The 16,877-nt window shown below is 70.4% G+C and carries 13 protein-coding genes, 1 other RNA gene and 1 riboswitch; of the genes, 10 read left to right on the forward strand and 4 right to left on the reverse strand.

All coding sequences use genetic code 11. From position 1 onward, the window contains the following. Positions 1 to 54 precede the first annotated feature (54 nt). Positions 55 to 564 carry a disulfide bond formation protein B gene (locus MARPU_RS04730; protein WP_005220319.1) on the reverse strand — a complete coding sequence of 170 codons (510 nt, stop codon included), beginning with the start codon at positions 562 to 564 and terminating at the stop codon, positions 55 to 57. A 153-nt stretch (positions 565 to 717) separates the two neighbouring features. Here MARPU_RS04730 and MARPU_RS04735 point away from each other — a divergent pair, with 153 nt between their 5' ends. Together MARPU_RS04735 and MARPU_RS04740 are read left to right on the forward strand one after the other, a co-directional pair. After that, positions 718 to 1,698 (forward strand): calcium/sodium antiporter, encoded by a 981-nt coding sequence (locus tag MARPU_RS04735; protein ID WP_005220321.1) that lies wholly within the window; start codon positions 718 to 720, stop codon positions 1,696 to 1,698. 101 nt (positions 1,699 to 1,799) lie between these two features. Next, the gene (locus tag MARPU_RS04740; RefSeq protein WP_005220323.1) at positions 1,800 to 3,713 is read left to right on the forward strand and encodes a methyl-accepting chemotaxis protein; all 1,914 of its coding nucleotides are present in this window, start codon (positions 1,800 to 1,802) and stop codon (positions 3,711 to 3,713) included. Positions 3,714 to 3,716: 3 nt separating this feature from the next. Here MARPU_RS04740 and MARPU_RS04745 read toward each other — a convergent pair whose 3' ends face one another. Then, a complete protein-coding gene (locus MARPU_RS04745) occupies positions 3,717 to 5,450 on the reverse strand; it encodes an OPT/YSL family transporter (RefSeq protein ID WP_005220325.1) in 1,734 nt (577 codons plus the stop codon). Between the two features lie 294 nt (positions 5,451 to 5,744). Between MARPU_RS04745 and MARPU_RS04750 the strand changes: the two genes are divergently transcribed. The 5 genes from MARPU_RS04750 (at position 5,745) to MARPU_RS04770 (ending at position 12,108) form a co-directional block, all read left to right on the forward strand. Beyond that, positions 5,745 to 7,169, forward strand: a complete 1,425-nt coding sequence (locus tag MARPU_RS04750) for a KamA family radical SAM protein (RefSeq protein WP_005220326.1) — start codon at positions 5,745 to 5,747, stop codon at positions 7,167 to 7,169. A 118-nt stretch (positions 7,170 to 7,287) separates the two neighbouring features. Beyond that, a riboswitch (cobalamin riboswitch) is annotated at positions 7,288 to 7,513 on the forward strand. Positions 7,514 to 7,693: 180 nt separating this feature from the next. Next, positions 7,694 to 9,565 carry a TonB-dependent vitamin B12 receptor gene (gene btuB, locus MARPU_RS04755; RefSeq protein WP_005220327.1) on the forward strand — a complete coding sequence of 624 codons (1,872 nt, stop codon included), beginning with the start codon at positions 7,694 to 7,696 and terminating at the stop codon, positions 9,563 to 9,565. 151 nt (positions 9,566 to 9,716) lie between these two features. Continuing rightward, positions 9,717 to 10,775, forward strand: coding sequence for a nicotinate-nucleotide--dimethylbenzimidazole phosphoribosyltransferase (cobT, locus tag MARPU_RS04760; RefSeq protein WP_005220328.1), 1,059 nt, complete (start codon positions 9,717 to 9,719; stop codon positions 10,773 to 10,775). Further along, the gene (locus MARPU_RS04765) at positions 10,769 to 11,359 is read left to right on the forward strand and encodes a histidine phosphatase family protein (protein ID WP_005220330.1); all 591 of its coding nucleotides are present in this window, start codon (positions 10,769 to 10,771) and stop codon (positions 11,357 to 11,359) included. Before cobT ends, MARPU_RS04765 begins: the two co-directional genes overlap by 7 nt. Further along, complete coding sequence (locus MARPU_RS04770) at positions 11,359 to 12,108, forward strand: adenosylcobinamide-GDP ribazoletransferase (protein ID WP_005220332.1); 750 nt, start codon at positions 11,359 to 11,361, stop codon at positions 12,106 to 12,108. Before MARPU_RS04765 ends, MARPU_RS04770 begins: the two co-directional genes overlap by 1 nt. Before the next feature lie 13 nt (positions 12,109 to 12,121). Here MARPU_RS04770 and MARPU_RS04775 read toward each other — a convergent pair whose 3' ends face one another. After that, positions 12,122 to 12,523, reverse strand: coding sequence for a hypothetical protein (locus tag MARPU_RS04775; protein WP_005220333.1), 402 nt, complete (start codon positions 12,521 to 12,523; stop codon positions 12,122 to 12,124). A 184-nt stretch (positions 12,524 to 12,707) separates the two neighbouring features. Between MARPU_RS04775 and MARPU_RS04780 the strand changes: the two genes are divergently transcribed. Continuing rightward, complete coding sequence (locus MARPU_RS04780; protein ID WP_005220334.1) at positions 12,708 to 13,247, forward strand: hypothetical protein; 540 nt, start codon at positions 12,708 to 12,710, stop codon at positions 13,245 to 13,247. Here MARPU_RS04780 and MARPU_RS04785 read toward each other — a convergent pair. After that, a complete protein-coding gene (locus tag MARPU_RS04785) occupies positions 13,235 to 14,479 on the reverse strand; it encodes a coiled-coil domain-containing protein (RefSeq protein WP_005220335.1) in 1,245 nt (414 codons plus the stop codon). The genes MARPU_RS04780 and MARPU_RS04785 overlap by 13 nt on opposite strands. Before the next feature lie 264 nt (positions 14,480 to 14,743). Between MARPU_RS04785 and ffs the strand changes: the two genes are divergently transcribed. Together ffs and dnaX are read left to right on the forward strand one after the other, a co-directional pair. Further along, positions 14,744 to 14,840: signal recognition particle sRNA small type (gene ffs / locus MARPU_RS17020), an RNA gene on the forward strand. 127 nt (positions 14,841 to 14,967) lie between these two features. Next, positions 14,968 to 16,782, forward strand: a complete 1,815-nt coding sequence (gene dnaX / locus MARPU_RS04790) for a DNA polymerase III subunit gamma/tau (protein ID WP_005220338.1) — start codon at positions 14,968 to 14,970, stop codon at positions 16,780 to 16,782. The last annotated feature ends 95 nt before the right edge of the window (positions 16,783 to 16,877 follow it).

Consider the following 16,877-nt stretch of genomic DNA (forward strand, 5'->3'; position numbering starts at 1 on the left):
GTCCGATGCGTCCGCCTTCTGGGTGTCGGGATGTCCGGGAGGCTCCCGGCGCGATCAGTCGTCCCCGTCGGCGCGGGCCGGGGGGCGCGAGGCGCTCGCAACGAGCGCCCAGGCGGCGGCGATGGCTCCGAGGGCGAAGGCGATCGCCCCCCAGTTGGCCAGCGACAGCCCGAGGATCTCCAGCCCCGGGTCCTCACAGAAGCCGGTGGCGAGAAACAGCTCGGGGGCCTGCTGGCCCAGCCACTCGATCAGGCGCTCGACGGGGCCGAGTTCGCTGCCGATGCAATTGACCGCGCCGGGCGGCTGCAGTTGCAGCCAGCTCTGATAGAGCGAACTCCAGAGTCCGCCGAGCGCGCTCACCACCGTCAGATAACCCGAAACGCGCACGCCCAGCGCCGCGGCGAGCGCGAACAGTCCGGCGAGGGCGAACAGCAGGCGCTGGAAGATGCACAGATGACAGGGGTCGAGCAGCAACCACTCGGTGAGCGCCACGCTGAATGTGGCCACGCCGAGGCCCCCGATCGCCAGGATGAACCAGATCGAGCGGGGCGTGGGGCGAAACATCGCGATGACTCCTCGGCGTATGAGAAAATGATGCGCTTGGCCGGTCGCGTGGGTGGATCAGTGTCGTGACCGGACGTCGAAATCATACCGAAAACCCGGTACGGGCGCGTTTGCGCATCACCGGAAGACGATTGCGAGGTCTGAGAGAGACTGATGAGTTTGGCCTTTGTCGCTGTCATTGCCGGTTTGGCGCTCCTGGTCTGGAGCGCGGATCGGTTCGTCGAGGGGGCCGCGGCGACCGCGAGCCATCTGGGGATGCCGGCCTTGCTGATCGGCATGGTGGTGGTCGGGTTCGGGACTTCGGCCCCGGAGATGGTGGTCTCGGGCTTTGCCGCCGCCCAGGGCAATCCGGGACTCGCGCTCGGCAACGCCTATGGTTCGAACATCACCAATATCGCGCTGATCCTCGGTATCACCGCGCTGCTCAGCCCGATCGCGGTGCACTCGCGGCTGCTGCGTCGCGAGCTGCCGCTGCTGGCGCTGATCACCGCGCTGGCGGTCTATCAGTTGTGGGACGGCGAACTCTCGCGGTTCGATGCCTGGGGGCTGCTCGCGGTCTTCGCGCTGGTGATGGGCTGGACCATCGTGCAGGGGATGCGCGGGCGTGGCGATGCGCTCGGCGGTGAGATGGCGCAGGAACTCGAGTGTCATCCGCTGCCGCTCGGTCGCGCCCTGTGGCTGCTCGCGCTGGGGCTGGTGGTCCTGCTGGCCAGCTCGCGGCTGCTGGTGTGGGGGGCGGTCGAGATCGCCCACGGCTTCGGCGTCAGCGATCTGGTGATCGGGCTGACCATCGTCGCCATCGGCACCTCGCTGCCCGAGCTGGCCTCCTCGATCGCCGCGGTGCGCAAGGGCGAACATGATCTCGCGCTCGGTAACGTGATCGGCTCGAACCTGTTCAACACCCTTGCCGTGGTCGGTATCGCCGGCGCCATCCAGCCGACCGCAATCGCCCCCGAGGTGCTCTCGCGCGACATACCGGTGATGGTGCTGCTGACCCTGTCGCTGTTCGTGTTCGGCTATGGCTGGCGTCGTCAGGGCCGGATCAACCGGGTCGAGGGAACGGTGCTGATCGGCTGCTATCTCACCTACATGGGCTATCTGTTCGTCACGGTGGGCGGTTTCGGGGTAGCCTGAATACCGCTTGAATAATCGTGTTTTGATCGCTTGAGTACGCTTTTCGTGTATGTTGCGCCAGCATAACCCTGTGGTACTGACGAAACCGCGAGGAGGGCGATGTGCTGAGCAGAGTCCGCATCAGTGTGCAGCTGGCCGTTGGCGGCATGGCGGCGATCCTGGTCACGGTGGCGCTGATCCTGCCCAGCGTCTTCCACAACCTCGGCGCGCTTTCCGAGCGCGCCGAGCAACGCCGGCTCCAGGACCTCTTCCTCACCCTGCGTACGGCGCTTGATGAGGAGGCGGCACGCGCCGTCTCGCTCGCTGCGGCGGTCTCCAACGTCCCGGATGTCCGCGCCGCCTTCGCCGCCGGCGATCGCGCGCGGCTGCGCGAACTCACCCTGCCGCTGTTCGAGCGGATGCACCAGCAATACGGTCTGGTGCAGTTCCAGTTCCATACCCCGCCAGCTACCTCCTTCCTGCGGCTGCACATGCCCGAGAAGTTCGGCGACGACCTGTCGGGGTTTCGCCACACCGTGCTCGCCGCCAACCGCACCCGCGCGCCGGTCAGCGGTCTGGAGGAGGGGCGCGCCGGGCTGGGGATCCGTGGCATCGTGCCGATGTTCGCGCCCGACGGGCGCCATCGCGGTTCGGTCGAGTTCGGGCTCTCCTTCGGCGAGCCCTTCTTCGTCGACTTCACCGAGCGCTTCGGTGCCCGTGCCCAGCTCACGCTGCGACGCGGCCAGGACTTCGAACCCTTCGCCGGCACCATCGAGGACGGCACCCGGCTGACCGCCGAGGAGATGCGCCAGGTCATCGCGGGTGAGCGCATCCAGCGCCAGATCCTCTATCGTGACACGCCGATGGCGCTGTTGGCGCAAGCGATCACCGATTATGCCGGCGAGCCCGTCGGGGTGGTCGAGCTGCTGCTCGATCGCAGCGACGACGTCGGCGCCTTCAATCGCGCCATTCGCGACGCGCTGCTGTTCAGTCTGCTGGCGCTGCTCGTCGGCGCCGTGCTGACCGGGCTGCTGAGTCGCGCCATCGCTCGACCGATCCGCGCTGCCGCGACGCGGATGAACGATATCGCCCACGGCGACGGCGATCTCACCCAGCATCTCGAGGCACGTGGTCGCAACGAGTTGACCGAGCTGGCCACGGCCTTCAACGCCTTCGTCGATCGTATCCACGACCTGGTCAGGGAGTTGGTCGGGGGTGGCGATCGGTTGACCGAGGCCGCCGGCGGGCTGTCGGCGACCAGCGAGCAGATCCACGTCCAGCTCGAGCGTCAGCAGTCGGGTACCGATCAGGTCGCCACCGCCATGACCGAGATGACCGCCACCGTCGCCGAGGTCGCGCGCAATGCCACGCGCGCGGCCGAGGCGACCCGTGACATGGAGCGCGAGGCCCGCGGTGGCGCAGCGGTGGTGCGCGAGACGATCGGCGCCATCGAGTCCCTGGCCGCGGCGGTGGAGAACGCCGCGACGGTGATCGCGCGGCTCTCGGACGATGCCGAGTCGATCGGCCGGATCCTCGATGTGATCGGTGGCATCGCCGAGCAGACCAACCTGCTCGCGCTCAATGCCGCGATCGAGGCGGCGCGCGCGGGTGAGCAGGGGCGCGGCTTCGCGGTGGTCGCCGACGAGGTGCGCAGCCTCGCCGGGCGCACCCAGTCGGCCACCCACGAGATCCAGGGCATGATCGAGGCGCTGCAGGGCGGCGCCCGTGAGGCGGTCACGGTGATGGCCGACGGTCGCGCCAAGGCCGGCGAGAGCGTTGCCCAGGCCGGACGCGCCGGGGCGTCGCTCGAGGCGATCACCGCCGAGGTGGGCACCGTCAACGACATGAACGGCCAGATCGCCAGCGCCGCCGAACAGCAGCGCACGGTGGCCGAGGAGATCGACCGCAACCTCTCCGGCATCAGCCACGAGGAGGAGGAGATCGCCGCCGTCTCGCGGCGCATCGCCGCGGCCGCCGAGGCGCTCGCCGCGCTCGCCGCCGAGCAGCAGGAGCGCACCCGGCGGTTCAAGGTCTGAGCCTCAGCCGAGGACGCCGAGCAGGGCGCGGGCGACGCCGCTGAGGCTCTCGCCGGCGATCAGCCCGGCGGCTGCGGCAAGCAGGAAGCGCTCGGCCAGTCGTGGGCGGTAACGCGCGAGCGCGTGCCCGACCAGACTGCCGAGACAGAGGGTGAGCGAGAGCGATGCCGGGATCACCATCGCCAGCCCCAGCGCCGGTGCGCTCGGCACCCGGCGCGGTCCGTGGCGGTGTTCGAGCAGGGTCAGCGCGACCCCGCAGCCGGCGGCGACGAGGAGTGCGGCGAGCGCACTCGGCGGCAGCGCAGCGAGTCCCTGACCGAGGGTCTCGGCCACCACCTTCCAGGTTGCTACCGCCGGGGCCGGCCACTGCTCGGTGATTAGCATGGTCGCTGGGTCCGGGATCAGTCGCAGATAGACCAGGCTGCCGACCACACTGCCCACGGCCACCCCCAGACACTGTGCGATCACCTGGTAGCCCGGGGTGGCGCCGATCGCGTGTCCGGCCTTGAAGTCGTTGAGCAGATCGGCGCTCTGACCGGCCGCGCCGCCAGCGACGTTGGCGCCGATCAGGTTGGCCGTCTGGTCGCCCGGTGCGGTGATGCCGCTGCCGAGCTGCGAGACCTTGCCGATGGCGCCGATCGGCGGAATGCCGGTCTCGCCGACCACGCGCGCCGCCACCATCGCCAGCACGAAGGCGATCGGCACCGCCAGCAGCGCGAGCAGCCAGTGGATGCCGAAGATCAGCGTCTGGGCGAGCACCACCAGGGCGCTGGCGAGCGCCAGTCCGAGCGCGCGGTGCAGTGTGGCCCCGTCGTCGTCTCTCCCGGTGCCGGGGCTCGCGGCACGAGCGGCGCGCAGCTGCAGCACCAGCCGGGTCAGGGTCGCGGCCACCAACAGCGCCACCCCGGGCCACAGCAGCCATTCGATCATGGTCGCGAACCAGCTCGCCGCCGGGTCGGTCGCGCCCGGCAGGATGAATCCCTGGTACAACCCCAGCGGGCCGAGCAGTGCCCAGGCAATGAGCGCGCCGAGCAACAGCGAGAGCCCGGCGCGGACCCCGATGATGGCGCCGAAGCCGGCGAGCATCAGCGAGGGGTCGAGGCTGAGGGTGAGGTTCTTGGCGCTGATCGCCGGGGCGCCGGCGAGTGCGCCGACGGCGGGCAGCTCGATGCCGAGTCCCGGACGCGGTAGCGCCCAGCGACCGCTGTCGAGCCACTTGAGCGCGGCGGCCAGCGCGCCGGCGCCGAGCAGGACGCGCAGCCTCAGCCGTGCCTCACGACCCTGGCGGAACATCTCCTGCAATGCCTCGGCGGTGGCACGGCCGGTGGGGAAGGGCAGCGGGGTGCGCACGATCAGCCCGGCACGCAGATACCAGGCGACCCAGATGCCGAGGAAGCTCACCGCGAACACCCAGGCGATCAGCTCGACGGCGGGCAGGTTGCCGCCGGAGAGCATCGCCAGGGCCGGGATCGGCGCGACCAGCCCGCCGGAGATGATGTTGGCCGCGGAGGATGCGGTGGTCTGGGTGATGTTGCCCTCGCCGATGGCCAGCGGCGCGCTCAGGCGCAGTCGCGCGAGCAGTGCCCAGAGTCCGCTGGCGAGCAGCAGCGCCACGATCGAGATGTTGAACGACCAGCCGATCTTCAGCCCGGCGTAGACGTTGCACGGGGTGAGCAGGGCGCCGAGTAGCGCGCCGCCGAGGAGCGCCCGGGCGCTCAGCTGTCGATGCCTGTCCATGTCGCTCCCGATGATCGCGCACCCATCGCCCGGGTGCGGGTGAGTCTGTCGGTGTCGCGCGATCCGTGTTCCGTGCGCCGGATCGGGCGGGGTTCATGTGTTAAGATGGTGAAATCCTTTGCAATGGTTTTGCCAGTCCGGGCGGCTGCCCGGATCCTCTGGTGGCGCGCTCACGCGCCCGGCGCCGGCGAAGCGCGCACGACGGATACCGTCACTTCTTTCGCCAACCCCTTTGGATAGCCGTGCCCATTCGGTTCAGCGTCCTCTTCTGACTATCCACAGAGGAGCTTTGTCATGTCCTACAGCAATGCCCAGCCCAAGCGGGCGGTGGCGGCCGAGTCTGCCCGTCCGTTCCGCGTCCACACTCAGCGCAACCTCGACCGCATCGATGCGCTGCGTGGACTCTCCGAGGATCGCCGTTTCGCGATGAAGGTGGTCTCGACCGTGCTGCCGTTTCGCGTCAACGACTATGTGATCGAGGAACTGATCGACTGGGACCGTGTCCCCGACGATCCGATCTTCCAACTGGTGTTCCCGCAGCAGGGGATGCTCAGCGAGCGTCACTTCGACCGCATCGCCGATTTGCTGCGCGCCGAGGCCGCGCCCGCCACGCTCGACGCCGCGGTGCGCGAGATCCGCGCCGAACTCAACCCGCATCCCGCCGGGCAGCTCGAGAGCAACCTGCCCAAGCTCGACGGCGAGCGTCCCCTCGAGGGGCTGCAGCACAAGTATCGCGAGACCGTGCTGTTCTTCCCCAGTCAGGGGCAGACCTGCCATGCCTATTGCAGCTTCTGCTTCCGCTGGGCGCAGTTCGTCGGCGACAAGTCGCTGCGCATCGCCTCCAACGAGGCCTCCGGGCTGCACGCCTATCTGCGTCAGCACTCGCAGGTCACCGATTTGCTGATCACCGGCGGCGATCCGATGGTGATGAAGACGCGCCATCTCGAGGCCTATCTCGAACCGCTGCTGCGTCCCGAGTTCGACCACGTCCAGAGTATCCGCATCGGCACCAAGGCGCTCACCTTCTGGCCCCAGCGTTTCGTCGGCGACGCCGACAGCGATCAGCTGATGGCGTTGCTCGAGCGGCTGGTGGCCCACGGCAAGCACGTCGCGCTGATGGCCCATACCAACCACTGGCGCGAACTCGAGACCGATACCGCCCGCGAGGCGATCGCGCGGTTGCGCGCCACCGGCGCCGAGATCCGCAGCCAGGGGCCGCTGCTCGCCCACATCAACGACGACCCCGAGGTGTGGACGCGGATGTGGCGCACCCAGGTGCGCCTCGGCATCATCCCCTACTACATGTTCGTGCAGCGCGACACCGGCGCCCAGCACTACTTCGAGGTGCCGCTGGTGCGCGCCTGGGAGATCTATCGCGAGGCGATCCAGGGCGTCTCGGGGCTGGCCCGCACCGCGCGCGGTCCGAGCATGAGCGCGGGGCCGGGCAAGATCGAGATCCAGGGCGTGACCGAGGTCGCCGGCGAACGGGTGTTCGTGCTGCGCTTCCTCCAGGGGCGCAATCCCGACTGGGTCAACCGGCCCTTCTTCGCCCGCTTCGACCCCAAGGCGACCTGGCTCGATGATCTGGTGCCGGCCTTCGGCGAGGATCGCTTCTTCTTCACCGACGAGTATCTCACCCGCTGGCCGAGCGCCCAGGCGGCGCGGATCGAGTCGGTCCACGCGCCCGAGCCGGCGTTGCCCGAGGCCTCGGGACTCTGAGCGCCCAGCGGCGACCGGTCGCGAGGGCCGGCGCCGTCCTTCCCGCTTGACCCCGGTCAGTCCGCCCGGCCCGGTGCGCGGCACGGGCGTTGACTTGGGTCGCCCGATCGGACTTAATCGGCGCCCTCGATTCCGCGGTGGCCCCTGGACCCAGTTCCCGGGGCTGAAACGGGAAGACCGGTGCGCCGATCGTCCGCGATCGGTCAGTCCGGCGCTGCCCCCGCAACGGTAGACGAGTCAGGGCGCGACCTGATGCCACTGTGTCGATCACGGGAAGGCGTCGCGTCCGGGGCCATGCCGGCCCGCTCGTGAGCCCGGAGACCGGCCTCGGAATCACTGGTCCTGTCGTGCCCGTGAGCAACGGTCTGGCGGGTCCGTCAAGCCGGGGCTGCGTGGGGAGGCCGGGCGGCGATCGTGACCCGTCGCGCGTCCAGCGCGTGGCCGGTGGCGCCTGCCTGCCGAGCATCCAGCCCCTCTCTGTTGTCGACCCCTGCGGGTGTGCGGGGTCCTGTGAGGAGCATGTGATGAAGAGTCCCTTGATGCTGGCGGCGCTGGCCGCGCCCTTGAGTGCCCAGGTCCTGGCCCAGACCGATTCCCAGGTGTTGGAGCCGACGGTGGTCACCGCCACCCGTACCGCTGAGCCGGCGGGCGAGACCCTGGCTACGGTGAGCGTGATCGATCGCGCCGAGATCGAGCGGCGTCAGGCCCGTTCGGTGCCCGATCTGCTGCGCACCCTGCCCGGCGTGAGCATCGCCCAGAGCGGCGGTCCTGGCCAGTCGGCCTCGGTGATGCTGCGCGGCACCAACGCCGATCACGTGCTGGTGCTGGTTGACGGCGTGCGCGTCGGCTCGGCGACCCTGGGCACGACCTCGCTGCAGGACCTGCCGGTCGATCAGATCGAGCGCATTGAGGTGGTGCGCGGGCCGCGTTCGAGTCTCTACGGCTCCGAGGCCATCGGCGGTGTCATCCAGATCTTCACTCGTCGTGGCGGCGGCCCGCTCACCCCGCGCTTCAGCGTCGGTGTCGGCGAGCTGGGCACGGCAAGCGTCTCCGGCGGGCTCTCCGGCGGCGGCGAGCGCGCCTGGTTCAATCTCGGCGCCAACTTCGAGCAGACCGATGGCATCAACGCCTGCGCCGGTCGCCCTTTCCCCTATGCCGGCTGCGGCGTCGATCAGCCCGATCGCGACGGCTACAGCAGCCATGGCGTCAGCGCCCGCGCCGGTTATGCCTTCAGCGAGCGCGCCGAGGTCGAGTTCCATCTGCTCAGCGCCGAGAGCGCCAACGACTTCGACGGCTCGGTCTTCTCCGGCAACCAGGCCCGTGCCTCGCAGCAGGTCTTCGGCGCCAACGCCACCCTGCGCCCGCTCGATGCCTGGACCCTGACGCTCACCGCCGGGCGCAGCTGGGACGATTACCGGGTGTTCTACGACGATGCCGCCGCAGCGGTCTTCGAGCAGTTCGTCGACCGTTTCCAGACCGAGCGCGACAGCCTCTCGCTGCAGAGCGATGTCACCATCGCCGCCGGGCAGCTGGTGAGCCTCGGGGTCGACTATGTCGACGACCGGGTCAGCGGGACCGTCGACTATGCCGAGGACGCGCGCGACAACCTCGGCGTGTTCGGTCAGTACCAGGGCAGCTTCGGCGCCTTCGATCTCAAGCTCAGCCTGCGTCAGGACGACAACCAGCAGTTCGGCAGCCACACCACCGGCAGCGCCGCGCTCGGTTATCTGTTCGCCAACGACATCCAGGTCGCGCTCTCCTACGGCACCGGCTTCAAGGCGCCGACCTTCAACGAACTCTACTACCCGGGCTTCGGCAACACCGCGCTCGATCCCGAGGAGTCCGAGAGCATCGAGCTGATGGCCAACGGCCCGCTGCCGCTGCCCGGGCGGATGCGCGGCGACTGGCAGCTGAGCCTTTACCAGACCGAGATCGACGACCTGATCGCCTATGACTCGGCCACCTTCGCCCCGGCCAACGTCGACTCGGCGCGGATCCGCGGCCTCGAGGCCGCGGCTGATGTCCGTTGGGACGACTGGACGCTGGCCGGCAACCTCACCCTGCTCGATCCCGAGAACCGCTCCGAGGGCGCCAACGACGGCAACCTGTTGCCGCGCCGCGCCGAGCAGAGCCTGCAGCTCGATCTCGATCGTACGTTCGGGCGCTGGCGCGCCGGCGCGACCCTGCAGCTGGTCGGCGAGCGCTACGACGACCTCGCCAACCAGGTCGATCTCGACGCCTACGCGCTGCTCGACCTGCGTCTCGAGTATGCCTTCAACCCGGCGCTGCGCCTCCAGGGACGGCTCGCCAACGCCCTCGACGAGACCTATGAAACGGCCTATCTGTACAATCAGCCCGGTCGCGCGTTCTATCTGACCCTGCGCTACCAGCCCTGACCCGGTGCGGTGACCGCCCCGGCGCGGGGCGGCCCGGCCCGTCGAGCAGATCCGCCATGTCCTCGATCCCTTTCCGCCGCCCCGTGCGGTATTCGACCCCGTCGCGCCGGTGCTGCGCGACGCCCATCGCTCCCATCCATGAGGTGCGCCCATGACCCCGACCCTCGACTGGCTCGCCGAGCCCTGTCCCCCGATCGATCAGACCGCCGTGCAGCATGCGCTGGCGCGTCAGGACCAGCTCACCAAGCCGCCGGGCTCGCTCGGTCGGCTCGAGGAGCTGGCGGTGCGTCTGGCCGGGCTGCAACGCACCGCCACCCCGGAGGTCGATCCGGTGCGGGTGCTGCTGTTCGCCGCCGATCACGGGGTCGCCGCCGAGGGCGTGTCGCGCTATCCCCAGGACGTCACCAAGCAGATGGTCCGCAACATCGCCAACGGCGGGGCGGGGGTCGCGGTGATGGCCAAGGCGGTCGGGGCCGGGCTCGACATCATCGAGCTGGGCCTGGCCACCGGCTCCGAGGTCGTCGAGGGCGTGCGCTCCGAGCCCCTCGGGCCGGGGAGCGGCAACATCGCCCGCGAGCCGGCGATGACCCCCGAGCAGCTTGCGCGGGCGCTTGACATTGGGCGCGACGCGGTCGATCGCGCCGTCGACGCAGGCGTGCGCCTGATCATCGGTGGTGAACTCGGTATCGCCAACACCACCGCTGCCGCAGCGCTGGCCTCCGCGCTGCTCGATCGCGCCGCCTCCGAGGTGGTGGGGCCGGGCACCGGGCTGGACAGCGCCGGGGTCAACCGCAAGGCCGAGGTGGTGGCGCGCGCGCTGGCGCTGCACGCCAGCGAGCCGCGCGCGCCGCTGGAGATGCTGCGCCGACTCGGCGGCTTCGAGATCGCCGCGCTCACCGGCGCCTATCTGCGCGCCGCCCAGCGTGGCGTGGCGATGTTGATCGATGGCTTCATCGTCTCCTCGGCGGCGCTCGCCGCGGTGCGTCTGCAGCCCGCGGCGCGCGACTGGATGCTGTTCTCGCATCGCTCGGCCGAGCCCGGTCATCGGCTGATGATGGAGGCGCTGGAGGCCGATCCGTTGCTCGATCTCGGCTTCCGCCTCGGCGAGGCGACCGGCGCCTGCGCCGCGGTGCCGCTGCTGCGTCTGGCCTGCGCGGTGCATCGCGACATGGCGACTTTTGACGAGGCCGGAGTGAGCAACGCGTGCTGAGCCTGCGCGGCCGGCTGATCGACCTGCTGCGTCACGGCGAGGTCGAGGGCGGGAACCGTCTGCGCGGCAGTTGCGATGATCCGCTGAGCGCGCGTGGCTGGTCGCAGCTGCGCGCGGCCACCGCCGGGCTCGACGAGCCGCGGCTGGTGGTCAGCTCGCCATCGCTGCGCTGCGCGGCCTTCGCCCGCGAGCTGGCCGCACGGCGCGGGCTCGAGCTGGTGCTCGAACCCGCGCTGGCAGAGCGTCACTTCGGCGATTGGGAGGGGTGCTCGGCCAGCGAGCTCCCCGAGGATGAACGCTGGCGGCTGTGGGATGATCCGCTCGGCTTCACCCCGCCGGGGGGCGAGCCGATGCCTGACTTCCTCGCCCGGACCCGCACGGCCTGGCGCGCGCTGCTCGACGGCGGCGGGCCGGACGCGCTGGTGGTGACCCACGGCGGGGTGATTCGCGCGATCCTCGCCGAGGTGCTGGAGATGCCGCCGCGGGCGATGATCCTGCTCGAGGTCGTCCATGCCGGGCGCAGTCGCGTCCGTGTCCCACCCTCACCGGGCCGCCCCAGCCTGGTGACCCATCGAGGTCCCTGATGTCCCATCTCGTTCCCTTCTATGCCGCCGGGCGGCTGTTGACCCGGCTGCCCTTTCCCGACCCCGGCGTGGTCGACCCCGCCGACCAGGGCCGCTCGGTGGCCTGGTACCCGGCCGTCGGGCTGGTGCTCGGCGCGCTGCTCGCGCTCGCCGCGCTCGCCGCGCAGCACACCGACCCGCTGCTCGGTGCGGCGCTGCTGCTGGCCTTCTGGACCTGGTCGACCGGCGGGCTGCACTGCGACGGCCTGGCCGACAGTGCCGACGCCTGGATCGGCGGGCTCGGCGATCGTGCCCGCACCCTGGAGATCATGAAGGACCCGCGCAGCGGGCCGATGGCGGTGGCGGTGCTGGGGCTGGCGCTGCAGCTGAAGTGGAGCGCGCTGCAGCTGTTGCTCGATGTCGAGGCGGCCTGGCTGCTGCTCTGGGTGCCGCTGCTCGCGCGCGCGGTGTTGCCGCCGCTACTGCTCACCACCGCCTATGCCCGCACCCAGGGCATCGTCAGCGATCAGGTCGCCCATCTCGGGCGCACCTGGGCCTGGGTGGCGAGCGGCGCGGCCTTCATCGGCTGTGTGCTGATGCTCGGCGGACTGGGTCTGGTGCTGGTCGGGTGCGCCCTGGCGGTGTTGTGGCTGGCGCGCCGCGCCATGCTCGCCCGGCTCGGCGGCTTCACCGGGGATACCGCCGGTGCCCTGGTCGAGCTGACCGAGATCGCCCTGGTGGTGCTCGCAGCGCTGCTGCTCGGCGGCTGAGCGGCGCCGCGGCTCAGCGTGCCAGCTGGTGCGGGTCGGCGGCGCAGGCCTCGCGGCATGCGCGATGGCGGTTGGCGCAGTAGCCGTAGAGGTTCTCGGCGCACGACCACCAGGGGTAGCCGCAATCGAGTTCACCGTTGAATGTGCCGACCTCGCTGAGACACCAGCGATAGTCGCGGAAGGCCTCGGTATGGCCGGCCTCGCAGTCGCGATAGTCGGCGCGGGCGTGCTCGCGACAATGCGCGCGGGCGCTGTCGCACTGGCCGATACAGGCGGCGATGGCGAGCTGACGGGGCAGGGGCTGGTCCTTCAGCAGCGGGTCGCTGCAGGCGCCGAGCAGGCTCAGCGCCAGGGCCAGCACGACACCACGTCGCGATCGACGAAAGGGATGCGGTGACGATTGGCGCAGTCTCATCGGGAGGCTCCGGGGATGTGACGGTCGCGCCTCGACCCTGGCGCGGTTGCGGTCACTGTAGCGGCAATCGCGCCCCGGTGCATCCGCATGACATACAATGGGCGCTCGGGGGCCGCGCCTGACCGCGGTCGGTCGAGGGTCGAGGCGGGCGCGCGCCGCGCCGCCGTCGCCGAGGGAGAACGCCATGTCCAGAATCGTCGTGCCCGTTGTGTTGCTCGGTCTGCTTGCGGGGTGTGCGCTGATCCCGCCGCAGCGTCTCGGCGGGATCGCCGTCGAGGTGCCGCCGGAGGAGTACGGCAGGCGGCTGTGCGAGCACCTCGAGATCGAGGTCTATGCCACCTGTGTCAGCCAGGTGATCGACAATCTCGACCGTCCCCGTCCCGAGGTGCCCTCGCCGGGTCGTTCGACCTCGGGGCCGGTGGTGGCGGTGGTCGACGGCGAGGTATTCAGCGGCGACTATCGCTCGACCCTGTTCACCGGCGAACTGAATCTGACCAGCCCGAAGACCCGCTGTCGCGGTGGTTACAGCGCCTTCTCCGGCGATCCGGCCGCGATCTACGAATTCCACTGCGAGGACGGGCGCAGCGGCTGGGCGGATCTGGTGCGCGATCTCAGCGGTCGCAACGGTATCGGCCGACTCGCCTTCAGCGACGGCGCCGCCGGTCAGCTGGTGTTCGGTCACGCCCCGTTGGGCAGCGCCGAGCCCTATCCCTATCTGCCCTGATCGGGGCCGCGCAGACGCTCGGTCAGGCGCAGCATCTCGCGCTCCATCTCCAGGTTCTCGAACGGGCGCAGCGTTGGGAGCTGACGCTCCATCAGTGCCTCGAGCAGGCGCTGGCTGGCACGCACCAGCCCCACCAGCTCGCCCGAGAGGCTGACCGTCTGATAGGTGTTCCAGGCGGTGGCGATGTCGCCGGCGAGCTGCGCGCGCGCGGTGCGAATCTGGCGTGCCTGGTCCTCGAGATAACCCCGATAGACCGCCGCCGCCTCGCCGGTGACGCGCTGCGCCTCGAGGTTGGCCTCGAGCAGCGCGGCGCGCTCGGGGTTCTGCGCCTTGAGCGTGCGGGTCTCGGCGGCGAGCGTGCGGGCGCGCTCGGCGATGGCGTCGATGCGCGGCAGGTAGTCGTCCTCGATCTGGTGCTCGATACGGCGGTGGAGGTGCTCCAGGGTCTGCAGCAGCACCACGTAGAGTCCGTAGTAGCGACGCGCGCTCTCCAGATCCTCGCCACTCTCGGCGACCAGCGCCTCGAGCTGTTCGGTGAGGGTGCGGACGTTGTCGAAGAGGATGCCGAGTTCGACGACGTTGTCGCCGACCACGGTCGAGAGCAGGAAGCGGACCTGCTCGTCATCGATGTCCAGCCCCATGGCACGCAGCTCGGCGGCGAAGCCGCGCTCGATCGCGGCGATCTCGGCCTCGACTTCGGTGATCTCGCGCTGGTCGCGGGCGATCGCCGCGGCGTGGTCGGCGCGGGTCTTGAGCAGGGTCGATTGTTCGGGGGCGGTGAGCTGCTGCTGTCTGGACTCGGCGATCTGGGCGCGCAGCTCGACGATACGGGCGTTGAGCTCGCGGATACGCGCACGCTGGGCGAGCGCTGGCGAGACCGAGAGCAGCGCGACGGCGCGATCGAGCAGGGCGTCGATCTCGGCCTGGTTGGAGTTGCGGTCGGGACCGAACCAGGCGCGCTCGGGCAGCGTCGCCTGGCGCTCGGTGAGGGTCAGCGCCTCCTCCAGCTCGGGGCGCGCCCGCTCCCAGGCGCGACCGAGGTCGGCGCCGTCGTCGCCGAGTAGTCGCCGGGCGTCGGCCGCAGCCTGATCGGCGAGCTCGCGCGAACGTTGCCACCACGCGGCGGCGGTGCTCTGAGCGCGCTCCCAGGCATCGGTGTCGGGCTCCTGCGCTAGGCTCGGCGCGGGCAGGGCGAGTGCGAACAGCAGTGGGGTCAGCGAGATCGGGCGCATGGCGGTCGGGGTCGGGCGGTTGCGGAACTCGTCCCACTCTAGCAGCGCCGCGCGCGCTTGCCGAGGCCAGCTATCAGCCGCCAGCCGCCAGCCGCCAGCCTCCAGGGCTGTAAGCTGATAGCTGTCGGCTGGTAGCTGGTAGCTGGTAGCTGGTAGCTGGTAGCTGGTAGCTGGCTCCCGGTTTGTCTTCCGTGGCGCACTTTGTTAATCTCTCGCGCTCTTGTCGTCATCGTCTGATGGTTGCAAGAGCGTTATGGTGACCCGTGTCGGTCCCCTCGCAACGTGAGATCGTGAACCCGGTCAGGCCCGGAAGGGAGCAGCCGCAGCGGTTGAAGCGTGTGCCGGGGTGTGGCTGGCGCGGGTTGCCGCCCCAGATTCCGCGCTGACGCCGGCCTCGGTCCGCGACGCCAGACGCCACCCTTAGGAAGCTCCCCGCGCTCGCCCGCGTGCGCGCCCTGCAACAGAGTTTCGACCGATTCGAGTCGCGCATGTCCTACCAGGTGCTCGCCCGTAAGTGGCGCCCCAAGTCGTTCGACGATATGGTCGGCCAGCAGCATGTGGTGAGGGCGCTCGCCAATGCGCTCGATCGCGGCCAGCTGCATCACGCCTATCTGTTCACCGGTACCCGCGGGGTCGGCAAGACCACCCTGGCGCGCATCCTCGCCAAGTCGCTCAACTGTGAGCAGGGCGTGAGCGCACATCCCTGTGGTCAGTGCGCGACCTGTCGCGAGGTCGATGCCGGGCGCTTCGTCGATCTGATCGAGGTCGACGCGGCCTCGCGCACCAAGGTCGACCAGACCCGTGAACTGCTCGACAACGTCCCCTATGCCCCGGCGCACGGTCGCTACAAGGTGTATCTCATCGATGAGGTGCACATGTTTTCGGCGCACAGCTTCAATGCCCTGTTGAAGACGCTCGAGGAGCCGCCGCCGCACGTCAAGTTCCTGCTCGCCACCACCGATCCGCAGCGTCTGCCGGTGACCGTGCTCTCGCGCTGTCTGCAGTTCAACCTGCGCCGTCTGCTGCCCGACGAGATCGGCGCGCACCTGCGTCATGTGCTCGAGACCGAGGGGCTGGCGTTCGAGTCCCCGGCGCTGGCCCAGCTCGCGCGCGCCGCCGATGGCAGCATGCGTGACGCGCTGAGCCTGCTCGATCAGGCGATCGCCTTCGGCGGCGGTCAGCTGGTCGAGGCCGAGGTGCGCGCCATGCTCGGCACCCTCGACGGCGAGGTGGTGCTGGCGCTGGTCGAGGCGTTGGCCAGCGGCGACGGTGCCGCGCTGCTCGCCGAGGTCGAGCGCGTCGCCGCGCTCACCCCCGATTACGCCGAGTTGCTGCGCGAGCTGATCGCGCTGCTGCATCGTCTGGCGCTGGTTCAGCAGGTGCCGCGGCTGCTTGCCGCCGACGATCCCGATGGGGACCGTCTCGGCGCCCTCGCCGCGCGCCTCTCGCCCGAGGACGTGCAGCTCTACTACCAGGTTGCGTTGACCGGGCAGGGCGATCTCGCCCTCGCGCCGGATCCGCGCGCCGGACTCGAGATGGTGCTGCTGCGCGCGCTCGCCTTCCGCCCCGCCTCGCCCGCCGGGCAGCCCGACGGCGCACCCGCTGCGCGTCGGCCTCCCGATCCGCGTCCCGCCCCCCCGGCCGCACCCCGTCAGAGTGCGCCAGCGCCGAGCCGTGGCCCGAACGCCTCTGGTACGCCACCCTGGGAGGTTGCCGCCCCGGCGCCGCTCCCGGCTCCCGAGCCATCGGCGCCTGCGTCCGTTGCGGCGGTGCCTGCTGCGCCCTCGCCGGACAGTGCGCCCGCCGCTGGTGTGCCGCCTTGGGAGGTCGCCGACCCGAGTCCGATCTCCGAGCCGTCGGCGCCAGCGCCCGCTGTATCATCGCCGCGCGCGCCTGTCACCGCCCCCCGTCCCGACCTCCGCTCCCCGGCGCAGTGGCAGCAGCTCGTCGCCGGGCTGCGGGTGCGTGGGATCGCCGGCGAGCTGGCGCACAACTGTGGTTTTCTCGACTGGGCCGATGGCCGCCTGCTGCTGAGTCTGGACCCGGCGGTCGAGCATTTGCGTGTGCCTACGGCCGAGAGCCGTTTGCGCGAGGCGCTCGAGGGCGCGCTCGGCGAGCCGGTGCGCCTCGAGTTCCAGATTGCCCGCCCCGAACAGGAGACACTCGCTCAGCGTCGCGTGCGTGAGGCCGAGGCGCGCCAGCGCGCGGCCGAGGAGACGATGTACGCCGACCCGGTGGCCGAGCGGATGCGCGAGCAGCTCGCCGCCGACTGGGTCCCGGGCAGCATCGAGCCGCAGGGCTGAGTCACGCGCATGCCGGGCGCTGGCCGTTGTGATGCCTCCCCGCGTCCGCTCGAGCCATGTATCCTTGCGTCCGGCACGCGACGCGTGCGCCACTG

The sequence above is a fragment of the Marichromatium purpuratum 984 genome (assembly GCF_000224005.2).
Lineage (GTDB): Bacteria > Pseudomonadota > Gammaproteobacteria > Chromatiales > Chromatiaceae > Marichromatium > Marichromatium purpuratum.

Excerpts from the sequence above, each read along its gene's own strand:
- MARPU_RS04730 (WP_005220319.1), bottom strand. The coding sequence starts at position 564 with ATGTTTCGCCCCACGCCCCGCTCGATCTGGTTCATCCTGGCGATCGGG.
- MARPU_RS04735 (WP_005220321.1), top strand. The coding sequence starts at position 718 with ATGAGTTTGGCCTTTGTCGCTGTCATTGCCGGTTTGGCGCTCCTGGTC.
- MARPU_RS04745 (WP_005220325.1), bottom strand. The coding sequence starts at position 5,450 with ATGGACAGGCATCGACAGCTGAGCGCCCGGGCGCTCCTCGGCGGCGCG.
- MARPU_RS04750 (WP_005220326.1), top strand. The coding sequence starts at position 5,745 with ATGTCCTACAGCAATGCCCAGCCCAAGCGGGCGGTGGCGGCCGAGTCT.
- btuB (WP_005220327.1), top strand. The coding sequence starts at position 7,694 with ATGAAGAGTCCCTTGATGCTGGCGGCGCTGGCCGCGCCCTTGAGTGCC.
- cobT (WP_005220328.1), top strand. The coding sequence starts at position 9,717 with ATGACCCCGACCCTCGACTGGCTCGCCGAGCCCTGTCCCCCGATCGAT.
- MARPU_RS04770 (WP_005220332.1), top strand. The coding sequence starts at position 11,359 with ATGTCCCATCTCGTTCCCTTCTATGCCGCCGGGCGGCTGTTGACCCGG.
- MARPU_RS04775 (WP_005220333.1), bottom strand. The coding sequence starts at position 12,523 with ATGAGACTGCGCCAATCGTCACCGCATCCCTTTCGTCGATCGCGACGT.
- MARPU_RS04780 (WP_005220334.1), top strand. The coding sequence starts at position 12,708 with ATGTCCAGAATCGTCGTGCCCGTTGTGTTGCTCGGTCTGCTTGCGGGG.
- MARPU_RS04785 (WP_005220335.1), bottom strand. The coding sequence starts at position 14,479 with ATGCGCCCGATCTCGCTGACCCCACTGCTGTTCGCACTCGCCCTGCCC.
- dnaX (WP_005220338.1), top strand. The coding sequence starts at position 14,968 with ATGTCCTACCAGGTGCTCGCCCGTAAGTGGCGCCCCAAGTCGTTCGAC.